The 13,738-nt window shown below is 70.6% G+C and carries 8 protein-coding genes; 4 read left to right on the top strand and 4 right to left on the bottom strand.

All coding sequences use genetic code 11. The annotated features are described in order from the left end of the window. Nucleotides 1–183 precede the first annotated feature (183 nt). Together hppD and phhA are read right to left on the bottom strand one after the other, a co-directional pair. Complete coding sequence (gene hppD, locus ACFFJC_RS00075; RefSeq protein ID WP_379485533.1) at nucleotides 184–1,308, bottom strand: 4-hydroxyphenylpyruvate dioxygenase; 1,125 nt, start codon at nucleotides 1,306–1,308, stop codon at nucleotides 184–186. Continuing rightward, on the bottom strand, nucleotides 1,305–2,240 hold the full coding sequence (gene phhA, locus ACFFJC_RS00070; protein ID WP_379485532.1) for a phenylalanine 4-monooxygenase: 936 nt from the start codon (nucleotides 2,238–2,240) through the stop codon (nucleotides 1,305–1,307). Before phhA ends, hppD begins: the two co-directional genes overlap by 4 nt. A 28-nt stretch (nucleotides 2,241–2,268) precedes the next feature. Between phhA and ACFFJC_RS00065 the strand changes: the two genes are divergently transcribed. Further along, the gene (locus tag ACFFJC_RS00065) at nucleotides 2,269–2,730 is read left to right on the top strand and encodes an Lrp/AsnC family transcriptional regulator (RefSeq protein ID WP_379485531.1); all 462 of its coding nucleotides are present in this window, start codon (nucleotides 2,269–2,271) and stop codon (nucleotides 2,728–2,730) included. Between the two features lie 65 nt (nucleotides 2,731–2,795). On the opposite strand, the gene ACFFJC_RS00060 is transcribed toward ACFFJC_RS00065, so the two are convergent. Together ACFFJC_RS00060 and ACFFJC_RS00055 are read right to left on the bottom strand one after the other, a co-directional pair. After that, on the bottom strand, nucleotides 2,796–7,565 hold the full coding sequence (locus ACFFJC_RS00060; RefSeq protein ID WP_379485530.1) for an NAD-glutamate dehydrogenase domain-containing protein: 4,770 nt from the start codon (nucleotides 7,563–7,565) through the stop codon (nucleotides 2,796–2,798). A 211-nt stretch (nucleotides 7,566–7,776) separates the two neighbouring features. Beyond that, nucleotides 7,777–8,700: an ROK family protein gene (locus ACFFJC_RS00055; protein WP_379485708.1), complete on the bottom strand. Its 924-nt coding sequence runs from the start codon at nucleotides 8,698–8,700 to the stop codon at nucleotides 7,777–7,779. 371 nt (nucleotides 8,701–9,071) lie between these two features. On the opposite strand from ACFFJC_RS00055, the gene ACFFJC_RS00050 reads away from it, so the two are divergent. The 3 genes from ACFFJC_RS00050 to ACFFJC_RS00040 all read left to right on the top strand — a co-directional run bounded on the left by ACFFJC_RS00050 (nucleotide 9,072) and on the right by ACFFJC_RS00040 (nucleotide 13,690). Then, nucleotides 9,072–10,127, top strand: coding sequence for a LacI family DNA-binding transcriptional regulator (locus ACFFJC_RS00050; protein WP_379485529.1), 1,056 nt, complete (start codon nucleotides 9,072–9,074; stop codon nucleotides 10,125–10,127). A 124-nt stretch (nucleotides 10,128–10,251) separates the two neighbouring features. Then, the gene (locus ACFFJC_RS00045; RefSeq protein WP_379485528.1) at nucleotides 10,252–11,958 is read left to right on the top strand and encodes an Hsp70 family protein; all 1,707 of its coding nucleotides are present in this window, start codon (nucleotides 10,252–10,254) and stop codon (nucleotides 11,956–11,958) included. A 7-nt stretch (nucleotides 11,959–11,965) separates the two neighbouring features. Then, the gene (locus ACFFJC_RS00040) at nucleotides 11,966–13,690 is read left to right on the top strand and encodes a hypothetical protein (protein WP_379485527.1); all 1,725 of its coding nucleotides are present in this window, start codon (nucleotides 11,966–11,968) and stop codon (nucleotides 13,688–13,690) included. The last annotated feature ends 48 nt before the right edge of the window (nucleotides 13,691–13,738 follow it).

Here is a 13,738-nt window from a genome sequence, read left to right as displayed (position 1 = left end):
GGTGTGCCGCTCGTGCTTCGACAAGCTCAGCATGAGCGGGGTGAGGCAGGGACAGGCATGGCACACTCCACCGTCCCCCGCCTCACCCGCTGATCCGTGGGCGGTCCCAGGACGAAGACCAAACTCTGCGTCCCGGATCTCGCCCGGTCATCCTGAGCCTGTCGAAGGATCGGGGCCGGGCCCCTACTCCGTCAGCTCGCCCACCCCTTCGGCCTCGCTCGGCACGGGCTTGAGCACGCCGCGGCGGATCTGGTCGCGCTCCATGCTCTCGAACAGCGCCTTGAAGTTGCCGTTGCCGAAGCCGTCGTCGCCGCGGCGTTCGATGAACTCGAAGAACACCGGTCCTACCCGCGCCTCGGCGAAGATCTGCAGGAGCAGGCGCGGCTGGCCGCCGTCCGTGCTGCCATCGAGCAGGATGCCGCGGCTCCTCAGGGCCTCGACCGGCTGGCCGTGCCCGGGAAGGCGCTCGTCGAGCATCTCGTAGTAGGTCTCCGGCGGCGCAGTCATGAACGGCACGCCGAGCGCCTGGAGCTTGTCCCAGGCCGCGACGAGATCGTCGCAGATGAGCGCGATGTGCTGGATGCCCTCGCCGTTGAAGGCACGCAGGAACTCGTCGATCTGGCCCTTGCCGCCCTCGGCTTCCTCGTTGAGCGGGATGCGGATCTTGCCGTCGGGCGCGGTCAGCGCCTTGGACGTCAGGCCGGTGTACTCGCCCTTGATGTCGAAGTAGCGGATCTCGCGAAAATTGAAGAGCTTTTCGTAGTAGTCCGCCCAGTAGGCCATGCGCCCGCCGTAGACGTTGTGAGTGAGGTGGTCGATCTCCGCAAAGCCGGCGCCCGCCGGGTGGCGATCGACGCCGGGCAGGTATTCGAAGTCGATGTCGTAGATCGACAGCGCACCGTCGCCGTCCTTCTCGTACCGGTCGATCAGGTAGATGATCGAATTGCCGATGCCGCGGATGCCGGGAAGGTGCAGCTCCATCGGACCGGTGGCGACTTGCACCGGCTCGGCCGAGCGGGCGAGCAGTTCCGCATAGGCAGCGCGGGCGTCGCGCACGCGAAAGCCCATGCCGCAAGCGGAGGGGCCATGCTCGCGGCTGAAGTACCAGGCCGGGCTGTGCGGTTCGTAGTTGGTGATGAAGTTGATCGATCCCTGTCGCCACAGCTCCACGTCCTTGCTGCGGTGGCGCGCGATGCGGGTGAAGCCCATGGCTTCGAACACCGGCTCCAGCACGCCCTTCTCCGGCGCGGAGAACTCCACGAACTCGAAGCCGTCGAGGCCGATGGGATTGTCGAACAGGTCGGTCATGCGCGTGCTCCGGTCAGGGGTGTCTCGCCCGGCAGCAGCTGGCCGGCGGGCAGCGGCGGATGATCCCGCCAGGTCTCGTAAACGGGTCCGAAGTCGAGCCCTACAAGGGCCTCGATCAGCTGCGGCAGGCCGTCGAGGACGAAATAGGTCTTCTGGAAACTGTCGATCATGTAGCCCGTCCGCATGATGCGAACCGGATCGAAAGGCAGGCGTAGCACCTGCGGATCCTCGATTGCGAAGCGCGTCTCGCCCGAGGAGGAGATGATGCCCGCGCCGAAGACCTTCAGCGCGCCGTCCTCGCGCACCAGCCCGAACTCGATGGTGTACCAGTAGATCCGCGCCAGCATGTCGAGCGCGCCCATCGCTATCGCGCGGGCACCCGCCTTGCCGTAGAGCTCCAGGAAATCGGCGACGGCGGGGTCGAGCAGCATCGGCACGTGGCCGAAGAAGTCGTGGAACAGGTCCGGCTCCACCAGGTAGTCGAGCTCGTGCTCCTCGCGCAGCCAGCGTGTCACGGGGAAGCGGCGATGCGCCAGGTGATCGAAGAACACCGCGTCGGGGATGAAGCCGGGTACGGCGACGAGGCGCCACCCTGTCGCGGGTTCGAGCACCGCGTTGGCATCCTCGAAGCGCGGTATGGCGTCCCCGCAGTCGAGCCGTGTCAGCCCCTCCCGAAAGGACCCGCAGGCATGCGTGCGCACCAGTTCCGACTGGCGCGCGAACAGGCGCCGCCAGCGGTCGTGCATCTCCGGGGTGTAGGCCTGCCAGCGCTGCCCGACCGTGTAGTCCTCGGCAGCGCCCTCGTACTCTCCCCGAAGGCCGCTGCTTGAAGTAGGCGTGCAGGGCGTCTTCATACGCGCATCATACCACGGGGTGAACGTCATTTCCGTGCGCTTGTGGTTGTCGGCAGCAGTGCGCTTGGTGTAATCCACCAAGGACGAAGCAATCCTTGGGGAATTCATGCAGCTGGACGATTTCGATCGCAGGATCATCTCCGCACTGCAGGAGGACGCCCGCATGCCTGTGGCGCAAGTGGCGGACCGTGTCGCGCTTTCCGCCACGCCGGTCAGCCGGCGCATCAAGCGGCTGGAGGACGAAGGGGTGATCCGCGGGTACGCGCCCCGGCTCGATCCGCGCAAGCTGGGCTTCGAGCTCGAAGCCTACGTGCTCATCAACCTGGTCGCGCACGTCGACGAGAACATCGCCCGGTTCGAGGAGGTGATTGCCGCCCACCCGCACGTGATCGCCTGCCATGCGGTCACCGGCGACATGGACTACCTGGTCCGGGTCATGGCACGCAACGTGGAGCACCTTTCGGAAATCACGCTGCGCACGCTCCTGCGCATTCCTGGCGTGCGCGACGTCAAGTCGATCATCGTGCTGGAGACGATCAAGGAGGACCGGGCCGTTCCGGTGGAGTGAACGGGCGGGAGCGATCCTGCGCGGATCGCCCCCGCCGCGTCACCGGCCCACGACGCCGACGCGGATCATCGCGCCAGGAGGTTGCGGGCCTGGCTGGCGATCTGCGCGAGCATGGCCGGCGTGATCGTCATCGCATTCTCGGCCCGGTGGACGATCCCGCGGAACGCGTTGATGGCGGTCACGTGGCGGCGCCCCCACTCCTCCGTGGCGGCGAGCGGGTCGGCACGGCCGGACTTGGTGCGTGCGATGCCCCGCAGGAAATCGAGCCGCATCTGCTGAAAATCGCGCGCGAGTCCCGCCACGAGCAGGCGCTCCCAAGGGTCCGACGGGCTCATCATGGCCGCGTTCCCCTGCGCCCAGTCGAGCCCGAGCCCGGTGCCGATGCGCGTGAACGCCGCGACGAGCCGGCGGGGCGCAATCCCGGTCTCCGCCGAGAGCGAGGCGATGCCGACCGCGCCGTCGAGGTCGAACAGGTTGCCCACCGGCTCGACCACGTCTTCCGGCACGCCGAGGTCGGTGAGACCGCTGCGCAGCTTGCGCGAATGGGCCAGCGTCCGCTCGCTCAGGAGGTCCAGGGTATCGGTCGCGAGCGCGGCTATGCCCTTCTCGAGCCGGTCGGCGAGTTCCGAAGGCGCGATCTGTCCGGCCCCGGCGCGCAGCAGGTCCGCCATGTGCCCGCGCACCGCGAGCGCGACCCGGTCGAACAGCGCGACGCGTGCGGTCTCCGCCATCGGCGCGACCTCCAGCCGCTCCCACAGCGCGTCCAGCCCGAACAGGCGGTCGGCGAGCGAGAACGCGGCGGCGACTTGCGCGAGGTCGGCGCCCTCCTCCTCGGCCAGCTCGAACGGGGTCACGATGCCCAGCCGGTTGACGATGCGGTTGGCCAGCTTGGTGGCGATGATCTCCCGCGCCAGCCGGTGGCCCTTGATGTAGCGGGCGTACTTGTCCTGCATCGGCTTCGGGAACGCCGAAAGGAGCAGGCCGGCGAGATGCGGGTCGGACGGCAGGCCGCTGTCCTCGATTGCCGCCTGGAGCTGGAGCTTGCCGCTCGAGAGAAGCACCGCCAGTTCGGGCCGCGTGAGGCCGCGCCCGTCCTGCGCCCGCCGCGCGAGGACCTCGTTGTCGGCCAGCCCCTCGGTGCGCCGATCGAGGTGACCGGCTTCCTCCATGGTCTCGATCAGGCGGATGTGCGAAGGGATCGCCTGCGCCCCGCCGCGCTCCGCGATCGAAAGCGCGAGGGCCTGCAGGCGGTTGTCCTCCAGCACCAGTGCGGCGACCTCGTCGGTCATCTCGCGCAGCAGGTCCACTCGCTTCTTCTCGGAAAGCTTGCCCGCGCGCTTGGCGGCGGCGAGCGCGATCTTGATGTTGACCTCGTTGTCCGAGCAGTCGACGCCGGCCGAGTTGTCGATGAAGTCGGTGTTGATCCGGCCGCCCTCGCCCCGGCCGTTCCTCAGCGCGAACTCGATGCGACCGGCCTGGGTCACGCCCAGGTTGGCGCCCTCGCCGATCACCCGCGCGCGGACCTCGCTCGCGCTGACACGCAGCGTATCGTTGGCAGGGTCGCCGACCTGCACGTTGTTCTCGGCCGAAGCCTTCACGTATGTGCCGATGCCGCCGAACCAGAGCAGGTCCACCGGGGCGGAGAGGATCGCGGAGATGAGCGAGTCCGGGTCGATCTGCTCCGCCGAGAGGCCCAGCACCTCACGCACTTCGGCGCTCAGCGGGATCGACTTGAGGCTGCGCGGATATATCCCGCCCCCCGGCGAGATGAGCGCCTTGTCATAGTCCTCCCAGCTCGAGATCGGCAGGTCGAACAGGCGCTTGCGCTCGTTCCAGCTGCGCGCCGGATCGGGGTCCGGATCCAGGAAGATGTGGCGGTGATCGAAGGCGGCGACGAGCTTGAGCGCCTTGGAGAGCAGCATGCCGTTGCCGAACACGTCGCCCGACATGTCGCCGCAGCCCACCACGCGCACCGGCTCCGCCTGCACGTCGACGCCCATCTCCAGGAAGTGGCGCTGGACCGACAGCCACGCGCCGCGCGCGGTGATGCCCATCGCCTTGTGGTCGTAGCCATTGGAGCCGCCGCTCGCGAAGGCGTCGTCCAGCCAGAAGTCGCGGCGCTCGGCGATGGCGTTGGCGACGTCGGAGAACTTGGCCGTGCCCTTGTCGGCCGCCACCACGAAGTATGGATCCTCCCCGTCGAGGATCACGACGTCGGCGGGATGCACGACCCGGTCGCCGACGATGTTGTCGGTGATGGACAGCAGCGTGTCGACGAAGATCTCGTAGGAGGCCTGCCCCTCGGCCGCCCAGCCGGCGCGGTTGCGCGCGGGATCGGGCAACTGCTTGGGATAGAAGCCGCCCTTCGCGCCGGTCGGCACGATGACCGCGTTCTTGACGCGCTGCGCCTTCATCAGGCCCAGGATCTCGGTGCGGAAGTCGTCACGCCGGTCCGACCAGCGCAGCCCGCCGCGCGCGACCGGGCCGGCCCGCAGGTGGATGCCCTCGACCCGGCGCGAGTAGACGAAGATCTCGCGCCACGGCACCGGCTTGGGCAGGCCGGGAACGAGGGCCGAATCGAACTTGAAGGCCAGCGCCGTCTCCCCCGCCGCGGCAAAGGCGTTGGTGCGCAGCATCGCGAGCACAATGTCGCGGTAGGAGCGCAGCAGGCGGTCGTCGTTGATCGCGCTGACGCCCGCAAGCCCGGTGCGGATCGCCTCCTCGGCGTCCCGGCGTGCAGCGGCGCGATCGGCTTCGAACGCGGGATCGTGGAGCGCCCTGAACAGGTCGAGGATGGCCCTGGTGACCGTAGGAGCCCCCGCCAGCGCATCGACCACCGTGCCGATGCCGAAGTGGGTGCCGGCCTGCCGCAAGTAGCGATACCAGGCGCGCAGCCAGTTCGCCTCTCCGCTGGTGAGGCCGAGGCCGGGGACCAGGCGGTTGAACGGGTCGTTCTCGCCCGCGCCGTTGAGCACGGCGCGCAGCGCATCCTCGATCATCGGCGCCTGTTCCAGCACGTCCTCGGGCGCATGCCCGGCCAGCGGCTCCAGCACGAAGTCGTGGATCGTCCCGAGGCGCCCCTTCTCGAGAGCCGTGGGGATCTCGGCCAGGACGCGGAACCCGAAGTTCTCCAGCGCCGGCACCGCATCGGATAGCGGCAGCCCCCCTTCCGACTGGTAGATCTTCAGCCGCAGCCACGTGGCCGGGTCGTCGCTGCGCGTATGGAACCGCACGTCGCGCTGGCCGCGCTCGGCCTCTCCCTCGCCCGCGGAGCCGCCCTCGCCCACGGCGATCCGGCGGAGGAAGGCGATGTCGATCGCCGCTTCGGCCGCGCCGAAGTCGTTGCGATAGCCCATCGGGAAGGCCTCGGCGTAGCGCCCCGCGACGGCGGCGGCACGCGCGGGCTCGAAGGTCGTCGCCAGCGCCGCCTCCACCGCCTCGGTCCAGCCGCGCAGCATGACCTGCAGGCGGTGGTCGAGGTCCGCCTCGGAGGGCTCGTGCGTGCCTTCCCGGATGTCCAGGGTGAAGCGCAGCAGCGCAAGATTGCCCGCCTCCACGTGCAGGCTCCAGTCGAGCGTAGGGGCCTGTGCGGCCTCTTCCACCATGCCCTGGATGCGGCCGCGCATCGGGTTGGAGAGCGCATCGCGCGGCAGCCACACGAAGGCGAAGAGATGGCGCATAAGCGGGGAGCGGGCGAGCAGCAGCCGCGGCCGCGGCCGATCCACCAGCCCGGTCATCGCGATCGCCAGCCGCTCCACGTCGGCCTCGCCAAGGCCGAGCAGGAGATCGTGCGGCAGGCTGGTCAGCGCATGCGTGAGGGCCTTCCCGGTATGCCCGACCGGGTCGAGGTCCAGCCGCGTCGCCATGTCGTCGAGGTGGCGGCGCAGCCGCGGGACGCGGTCGGGCGGGGTCGCCAGCGCAGCGCTGGTCCAGATCCCCGCGTGCAGCGAGATCGCGGCGACCTTGCCCCCGTCCAGCACAGGGACGAGGAACAGGTCCAGCGGCACCCGGCGGTGCACCGTGGCGAGGTGGTTGGCCTTGATGACGAGCGGGGCGCGAAGCTGCCCCGCGACCAGGGCTGCGTCGAACACCTCGAACGCGCGGGCGTAACTGGCGTCGGACAGGATGCTCTCGCTCTTCGCGCGGCAGATGCCCAGCCGCTGCGTCCACATTCCGTCGCGCCCGCGCGTGACGTGGCCGAGCTGCGTCAGCATGCCGCTGGCGAACCAGCGCAGCAGGTCCGCGCCTTCCTGGTCGGCGATGCGCTCCGCGTCGCGGCGCATGGCCTCGACCATCAGCGGCCAGTCGCCCACCGCGGCGCGCACGTCCACCAGCGCCGATTCGAGCGCCTCGTGGAGCATCCGCCGCTGCCGCGCATCCACCCGCGCGGTCTCGATGTAGATCATCGACTCGCGCCCGGTCGCCTCGGCGGGATCGGCCGGCAGGTCGAGGAGCTTGCCGTCACCGTCGCGACGCACCGCGACCACGGGGTGCGCAAGACGGTCGATCACGAGCCCGGCCTCGGCGATCGCCGCAGCGGCGGAGTCGACGAGGAAGGGCATGTCGTCGTTGATGAGCGCGATGCGCAGGATCAGCCGCTCCTCGCGGGCGGAGGTCAGGTCGACGACCGCCTCTCCGACGGTGCGCTGCTGCGCCGCGTTCAGCAGGAAGCGGCTGGCTTCCTCGATCCAGACGCCGTCGCTGGGGCCGTCGCCCGGCAGCAGGGAATCGCGAACCTGCCCGGCAAGCGCCTCCTGCAGAGCGGAGGGCGGCGACGCGCTCCGCTTCCTGGCGGTCTTCCGCGTTGCCGTACCGGCCAGTTCGCCTGCGCTCATTGCTGTCTCCGCGTCGTTCGTTCCAAAACCGTCCGCTTCTGCGTCGGACGGGCGATGGCGACCATATAGGTCAGGACTTGTGACACCGCACCTGCACGGCGGTTGGAAATGTCATGTCAGGCGAAGTGCGGCTGCGCTTGTAACATGCTACCCCCACTGCGCAACATTGCTTCAACGACGTGGAACATCAGAAGCAGGGAAGGACCGGGGTTCAGGCGGCCGCGGGTACGTGGCGCACTGCGGCGACGCGGTCCTCGAGCGCTCGCGAGGCGAGCACCAGCGCGCCCATCGGGCCGGCATCATCGCCGAGCTGGGGCGGCACGATCATCCCGCCCAGCTTCTCGCGCGTGCAGTCGCGCAAGTAGCCGCCGAGGAGGGTCGGAACCCGCCCGACCGCCATCGGCAGAAGCTGCGGCTGCCGCTGGGCGACGCCGCCGCCGACGACGATGCGCTCCGGCGCGACCGTGAGCACGAGCATGGCGAGGAGTTCCGCCAGATCGTGCGCGACCGGTTCCCACATCGGGTTCTCGGCATCGACGCGCGAGGGGTGCGTGCCCAGCCGCGCGGCCAGCGCGGGGCCGCTCAGCAGTCCTTCGAGGCAGTCGCCGTGGAACGCGCATGCCCCCTCGAAGCCGTCGCCCGCGGCCCGGCGCAGGCGGACGTGCCCGATTTCGGGATGGAGCAGCCCGTGTACCGGCTCCCCGCATATCAGCACGCCGCCGCCCAGGCCGGTGCCGATGGTGAGATAGACCATGCTGTCGCAGCCCTGCGCCGCGCCGTGCCGCTGCTCCGCCAGGGCAGCAGCGTTGACATCGGTATCGAGCGCGACCGGGCACCCGAGCGCCGCCGCCACCGGGGCGACGACGGCGGCCCCGCTCCACCCGGGCTTGGGGGTGTCGAGCAGACAGCCGTAGTCCGCAGCCTCGCGCGAGACGCGGATCGGACCGAAGCTGGCGATGCCCACCGCATCCACCGGCTTGTCGTCGCGCCAGCCCTCGATCGTCTCGATGGCCCGGGCTATCGTCTCCTCGGGCTCGGTGGTCGCGAACTCGAGCCGCTCGTCGATCCGCCCGGCTTGCCCGAGCACGACGACGGTCTTGGTGCCGCCCAGTTCGATCCCCGCCAGCTTGTGCATGCTCACCGTCCTTCAGGCTTGCCTGTCGCCTCCAAGGGGCAAGTGCAGGAACGGCGCTAAGGTTCCGACCCGCTGCACGAGCCGCCGCGATCCCCGCCCCGACCGGACGATCGCGTCGGGCCCTGGGTGGCGAGCTGCCTTGCCCATTTCACCCCGCTCATGCTGAGCTTGTCGAAGCATGGGAACCCCGCGCCTTGCCGGGGGGCCTTCGACAGGCTCAGGCTGAGCGGGTTGGGGGGTGTTTGGCCCTGGCCGGCGGGCTGCCTCGCCGCCGCCCCGCTTGGGCCGCGCCGCGTGGGCGGCGCTTGGGTCCAACAAGTGCTTCCGGCGCGCGGACCCGGGTGTTAAGGGGGCGCGAAATGGGGACAGGGATGGGCGAAAGCAGAAGCGGCAATGGCAGCCCGGAGGGATCCGGAGCGCTCGTCGAGGTGCGCACACTCGCCGACCTGGCGCGGCTGGCGGGGGTCTCCGCCGGGACCGTGTCGCGCGCGCTCGCCGGGAAGGCCCTCGTCAATGCGGAGACGCGCGAGCGCATCCAGGAGCTCGCGCGTCAATACGGGTTCCGCCCCAATCAGATGGCCAGCAAACTGCGATCGCGCCGCACCGGCGCGATCGGCGTGGTCATCCCGCTGGGCCACGAGCAGCGCCGGCAGATCTCCGATCCGTTCTTCCTGACGCTGCTCGGACACCTGGCCGACGAGTTGACCGAGAGCGGCTATGACCTGATGCTCAGCCGCGCCATCCCCGACGGCACGGCCGACTGGCTGGAGCGGATCACCGGCTCGGGCATGGTCGACGGAGTGCTGGTGATCGGCCAGGCCGACCAGTCGGCGGTGATCGACCGGGTCGCCTCCAGCTATCGCCCGCTCGTCTCCTGGGGCGCGCACCAGGCCGGGCAGGCGCATTGCGCCGTAGGGACCGACAACGCCCTTGGCGGCCGCCTCGCCGCCGAACACCTCATCGCCTGCGGGGCGCGCAGGCTCGCGTTCCTGGGGGAGACGACCGCCGCCGAGATCGCGCTGCGCCATGCTGGTGCCGCTGCTGCGGCGCAGGCGGCCGGACTGCCTCTCACGCATGTTCCGGTCAACCTCGCCGACGCCGAGATGGGCCCGCAGATCAAGGCGGCCCTGGCCGGCACCGGGGCGGCTCACGAGGGCCTGGTCTGCGCCTCCGACCTGATCGCCATGTCGGCGCTGCGCTGCCTGCACGAGACCGGCCGGGCGGTGCCCGCGGATGTGCAGATCGTCGGCTTCGACGACCTGCCGCTGGCGCAGCAGACCGCACCGCCCCTCACCACCGTGCGCCAGGAAATCGCCGAAGGGGCGCGCTTGATGGTCGAGACGCTGAAGGGCCGCATCGAAGGGCGGGACATGCCCGGCACCGTCATGCCCCCGCGCCTGATCGTGCGCGAGACGACGCGGCACTGATGCCGGCGCATTGCCCCTTTGCCCTGCCGTCGCGATGCCGCTACTCACCGCGCCGGACGACCGGGGCGCCCGCCCCGCTCAAGAGGCGAAGGGAACGGATGCCCGACCTGTGCGGCGACATGCGATGCTGATCGGCATCGATCTTGGCACCACCAACAGTGCCGTGGCGATCTGGCGGGATGGCGCGGCGGAGCTCGTGCCGAATGCGCTGGGCCAGCCGCTCACGCCGTCGGCGGTCAGCATCGGGCGCGATGGCCAGGTCTGGGTCGGCACCCCCGCGCTCGACCGCCTCGCGACGCATCCGCAGGATACCGCCACCAGCTTCAAGCGGATGATGGGTACGCAGCGCAGCGCCACCCTCGCCGGCCGGGACTACAAGGCGGAAGATCTCTCCGCGATCGTCCTAGAGGCGCTGGTGCGCGACGTCGAGGCGCTCTGCGGCGCCAAGCCGACCGAAGCCGTCATTACCGTGCCCGCCTATTTCAACGACCGCCAGCGCAAGGCCACGCGGCGTGCGGGCGAGTTGGCGGGGCTGACCGTACGCCGCCTCATCAACGAGCCGACCGCCGCCGCGCTGGCCTTCGGCCTGCAGGACAAGGGCGACCGCGAGCCGTTCCTGGTCTTCGACCTGGGCGGCGGCACCTTCGACATCTCGGTGGTGGAGATGTTCGACGGCATCGTCGAGGTGCGCGCCTCGGCCGGCGACAACCGCCTGGGCGGGGACGACTTCGACGACGCGCTGGCCGCCTTCGCACGGCCGCGCCTCGACCCGGACGGCTTGCTGGAACGGCTGCCCGAAGACCGCCGCCAGGCCCTGCTCAAGCGCGCCGCCGAGGCCTGCCGCAAGGCGCTCAGCACCGCGGGCGAGGCCGAGTTCGCGCTGACGGTGGAGGACACGCGCCTTTCCACCGCGGTCAGCGAAGCCGATTTCGAAGCGGCCTGCGAGCCGCTGGTGCGCCGCCTGCGCGATCCCGTGGTGCGTGCGCTGCGCGACTGCGCCATCGACGCTGCCGCGCTGTCGGACATCGTCCTCGTGGGCGGCGCCACGCGCATGCCGGTCGTGCGCAAGGCCATCACCCGCCTCTTCGGCCGGTTCCCCAATGCCTCCGTCCATCCCGACCATGCGGTGGCGCTGGGCGCTTCGATCCAGGCGGGGCTGGCCGGGCGCGATGCCGCGCTGGAGGAGATCCGCATCACCGACGTATGCCCTTTCACGCTGGGCGTCGAGGTCGCGGAGCAGGACCGCTACGGAGGGCTTCAGCGCGGGCTGTTCTCCCCGATCATCGAGCGGAACACGCCGGTCCCGGTCAGCCGGGTCAGCACCTATCACACGATGGGAGACGGGCAGAAGCAGATCGAATTCGGCATCTACCAGGGGGAGGCGCGCGAGGTCTCCGGCAACGTCCGGCTCGGCCAGCTGGTGGTGCCGGTGCCCCCGCGCCCGGCCGGCGAGGTGAGCGCCGAGGTGCGCTTCTCCTACGACAGCTCCGGCCTGCTGGAAGTGGACGTCCACGTCCCGCTCAACGGCACCACGCGCAACCTGGTCATCGTCGACGAGGAGGACCGGCCCAAGCCGAAGGAACTTGAGGCGCGCCGCGCGGCCCTCGCCCGCCTCAAGTTCCACCCGCGCGAGGATGCCCGCCACGTCGCCATCATGGCCCGGGCGGAGCGTTGCTACGAGGACCATGTCGGCGAGCTTCGGCAGCTGATCGGCGGCTGGATCACCGAGTTCGCGGGAGCGCTGGACACGCAGGACCCGCGCCGGATCGCCGACGCCCGCGACGTCCTCGTCGCTCACCTCGACGAACTCGACCGCGTAAGCCCACTGTGATCGGCGGGTGAGCAACCCGAGGTTCCCCTGGTCGTCGCTGGGCATCGGCCCGACCGCCGACGTCAAGGCGATCCGCGCCGCCTACGCCGCACGCATCAAGGCGATGGACATCGACCGCGAGGTGGATGCCTATGCCCGGCTGCGCGACGCCCGCGACGCGGCCCTGCGTCTGGCCAGAGGCATGGCATCGCCGCCGGACGCTGCGGCCCTGGAGCCGACCGTCGCGACCCCGGAGCCCCCCGCGCCCGCCGCGCCGGAGTGGCCGCATGCCGCACCGCTCCTGCCGGGCGAATGGCAGGCCGACCCTCTCCTTTCAACCCGCATCGCCCCGCTTGGTGAGGCGCCGCTGGCCGTTCGCCTCGCGCCGGACCTGCGCGTCACGGACGGGTTGGGCGAGCACCAGGCGCTCGCCACCGATGCGGGGCAACCCTTCGTGGCGCCCCTCGTCGAAGGTCACGCCCGGGCGGCCGGCATCGACGCGCCTCCCGCGCAATCGCCGTTCACCCGCCTGGCCGCCCTGCTCGATCCCGAGCACGCGCCGGACACGACGCCGCTGGACGAAGCGCAGGAGGCACGCGCGCAAGCCGCGCTGCGCCAGGTGCTCGACCTGGTCCACCAATCCGGCATCACCGCGCAGCAGGAGATGGAGGACTGGCTGGCGGACCTCCTGGCCCAGGCGTGGCCGCGCAGCGCGCCGCTGCTGGAAACGGCCGCCGAGGCGTTCGCGTGGCAGCAGGAGTGGGGCAAGATAGACGCGCGCCCCGCCGTCGACTACCTCGGTTCGCGCCTTCGCGGCTATCGCTTCGAGCGCAAGGTACGCGAAAAGGATCACCGCTATCACCGGGCCTGGGCCGAACTTCGCCGCCCCGGCCCCGCAGGCCCGCTGCGCTTCTTGCGCGCCAACGGCGCAGACGTGCGCGCGCTTCTGGCTGGCATACGCAGGCGCTTCCCCGAGGTGGAACAGCGCCTCGACGCCGACCGGGTGGCGTCTTGGGAGAAAGGCAGCGCCTGGCTGACGGTGGTCATGGTGGTGTTCTTCATCGGCCTTGCCGGCATCCTCAGCACTCTGAACGAGCCCTCTCGCGACCACCGCGCCGGCTCTGCCGCACAGAGCTGGTCGATCGAGCAGGCCAGCACGGCCGCCGTGCGGGAGGCCTTCGGCGCCGACCATGGCCTTGCCTGGCTGCGGGAACAGGATGCCCTGCTGGCCGCCACCGTCGAGGGGCACGGCCGCAACGCCGTCCTCTCCGGCAAGGGCAGCGCGGCGGCGGTCGACCAGACGGTCGAACTGGTGCGCCAGCGCATGTTCCTGCAGGGTCGCCTGACCTCCGGAGAAGACTTCGAGCGCACGATGCACTTGCGCCTGGACCTGCTCGAAGCCGCGCGCGGCAGGGATCCCGCCACTTGCGTGCGCTACCTGAGCTTCGGCACGCTGTCCGGCAGCACCCCCGTCCCGGCCGCGACCCGCGCGGCGGAGCGCAGCCTTGCCAGCACATTCGCCGAACGAAACCTGCTGGGTCTACCCGCGGCGTCCGACACCATCACCGCGCGCGTGCCCGCCAGCCTCGTGGCGCAGGTACGCGACACCACCGGGCTCACCCGCGATGCGGTGGCGCAGGCCCTGCAGGGCAAGGGACCCGACGCGGAGCGCTGCGACGTCGCCATCGCCCTCCTGGACGCGGCACTCGCCTGGCGGGGTGACCAGCGCCGCGCCATCCTGCAGACGCTCTGACCCACCGGCGCCGCCCCCTGGCGCAGCGGCCGAGGCTTCCCATATCGG

The organism is Novosphingobium soli, assembly GCF_042432915.1.
In the GTDB taxonomy this organism is placed as follows: Bacteria; Pseudomonadota; Alphaproteobacteria; order Sphingomonadales; family Sphingomonadaceae; genus Novosphingobium; species Novosphingobium soli.
Note: the sequence above shows the minus strand (reverse complement) of the source record. Positions and strands in the feature narration are given on the sequence as shown.

Bases quoted from the DNA above. Each gene is read 5' to 3' on its own strand.
- hppD (WP_379485533.1), bottom strand. From the start codon at position 1,308: ATGACCGACCTGTTCGACAATCCCATCGGCCTCGACGGCTTCGAGTTC.
- ACFFJC_RS00065 (WP_379485531.1), top strand. From the start codon at position 2,269: ATGCAGCTGGACGATTTCGATCGCAGGATCATCTCCGCACTGCAGGAG.
- ACFFJC_RS00060 (WP_379485530.1), bottom strand. From the start codon at position 7,565: ATGAGCGCAGGCGAACTGGCCGGTACGGCAACGCGGAAGACCGCCAGG.
- ACFFJC_RS00055 (WP_379485708.1), bottom strand. From the start codon at position 8,700: ATGCACAAGCTGGCGGGGATCGAACTGGGCGGCACCAAGACCGTCGTC.
- ACFFJC_RS00050 (WP_379485529.1), top strand. From the start codon at position 9,072: ATGGGCGAAAGCAGAAGCGGCAATGGCAGCCCGGAGGGATCCGGAGCG.
- ACFFJC_RS00045 (WP_379485528.1), top strand. From the start codon at position 10,252: ATGCTGATCGGCATCGATCTTGGCACCACCAACAGTGCCGTGGCGATC.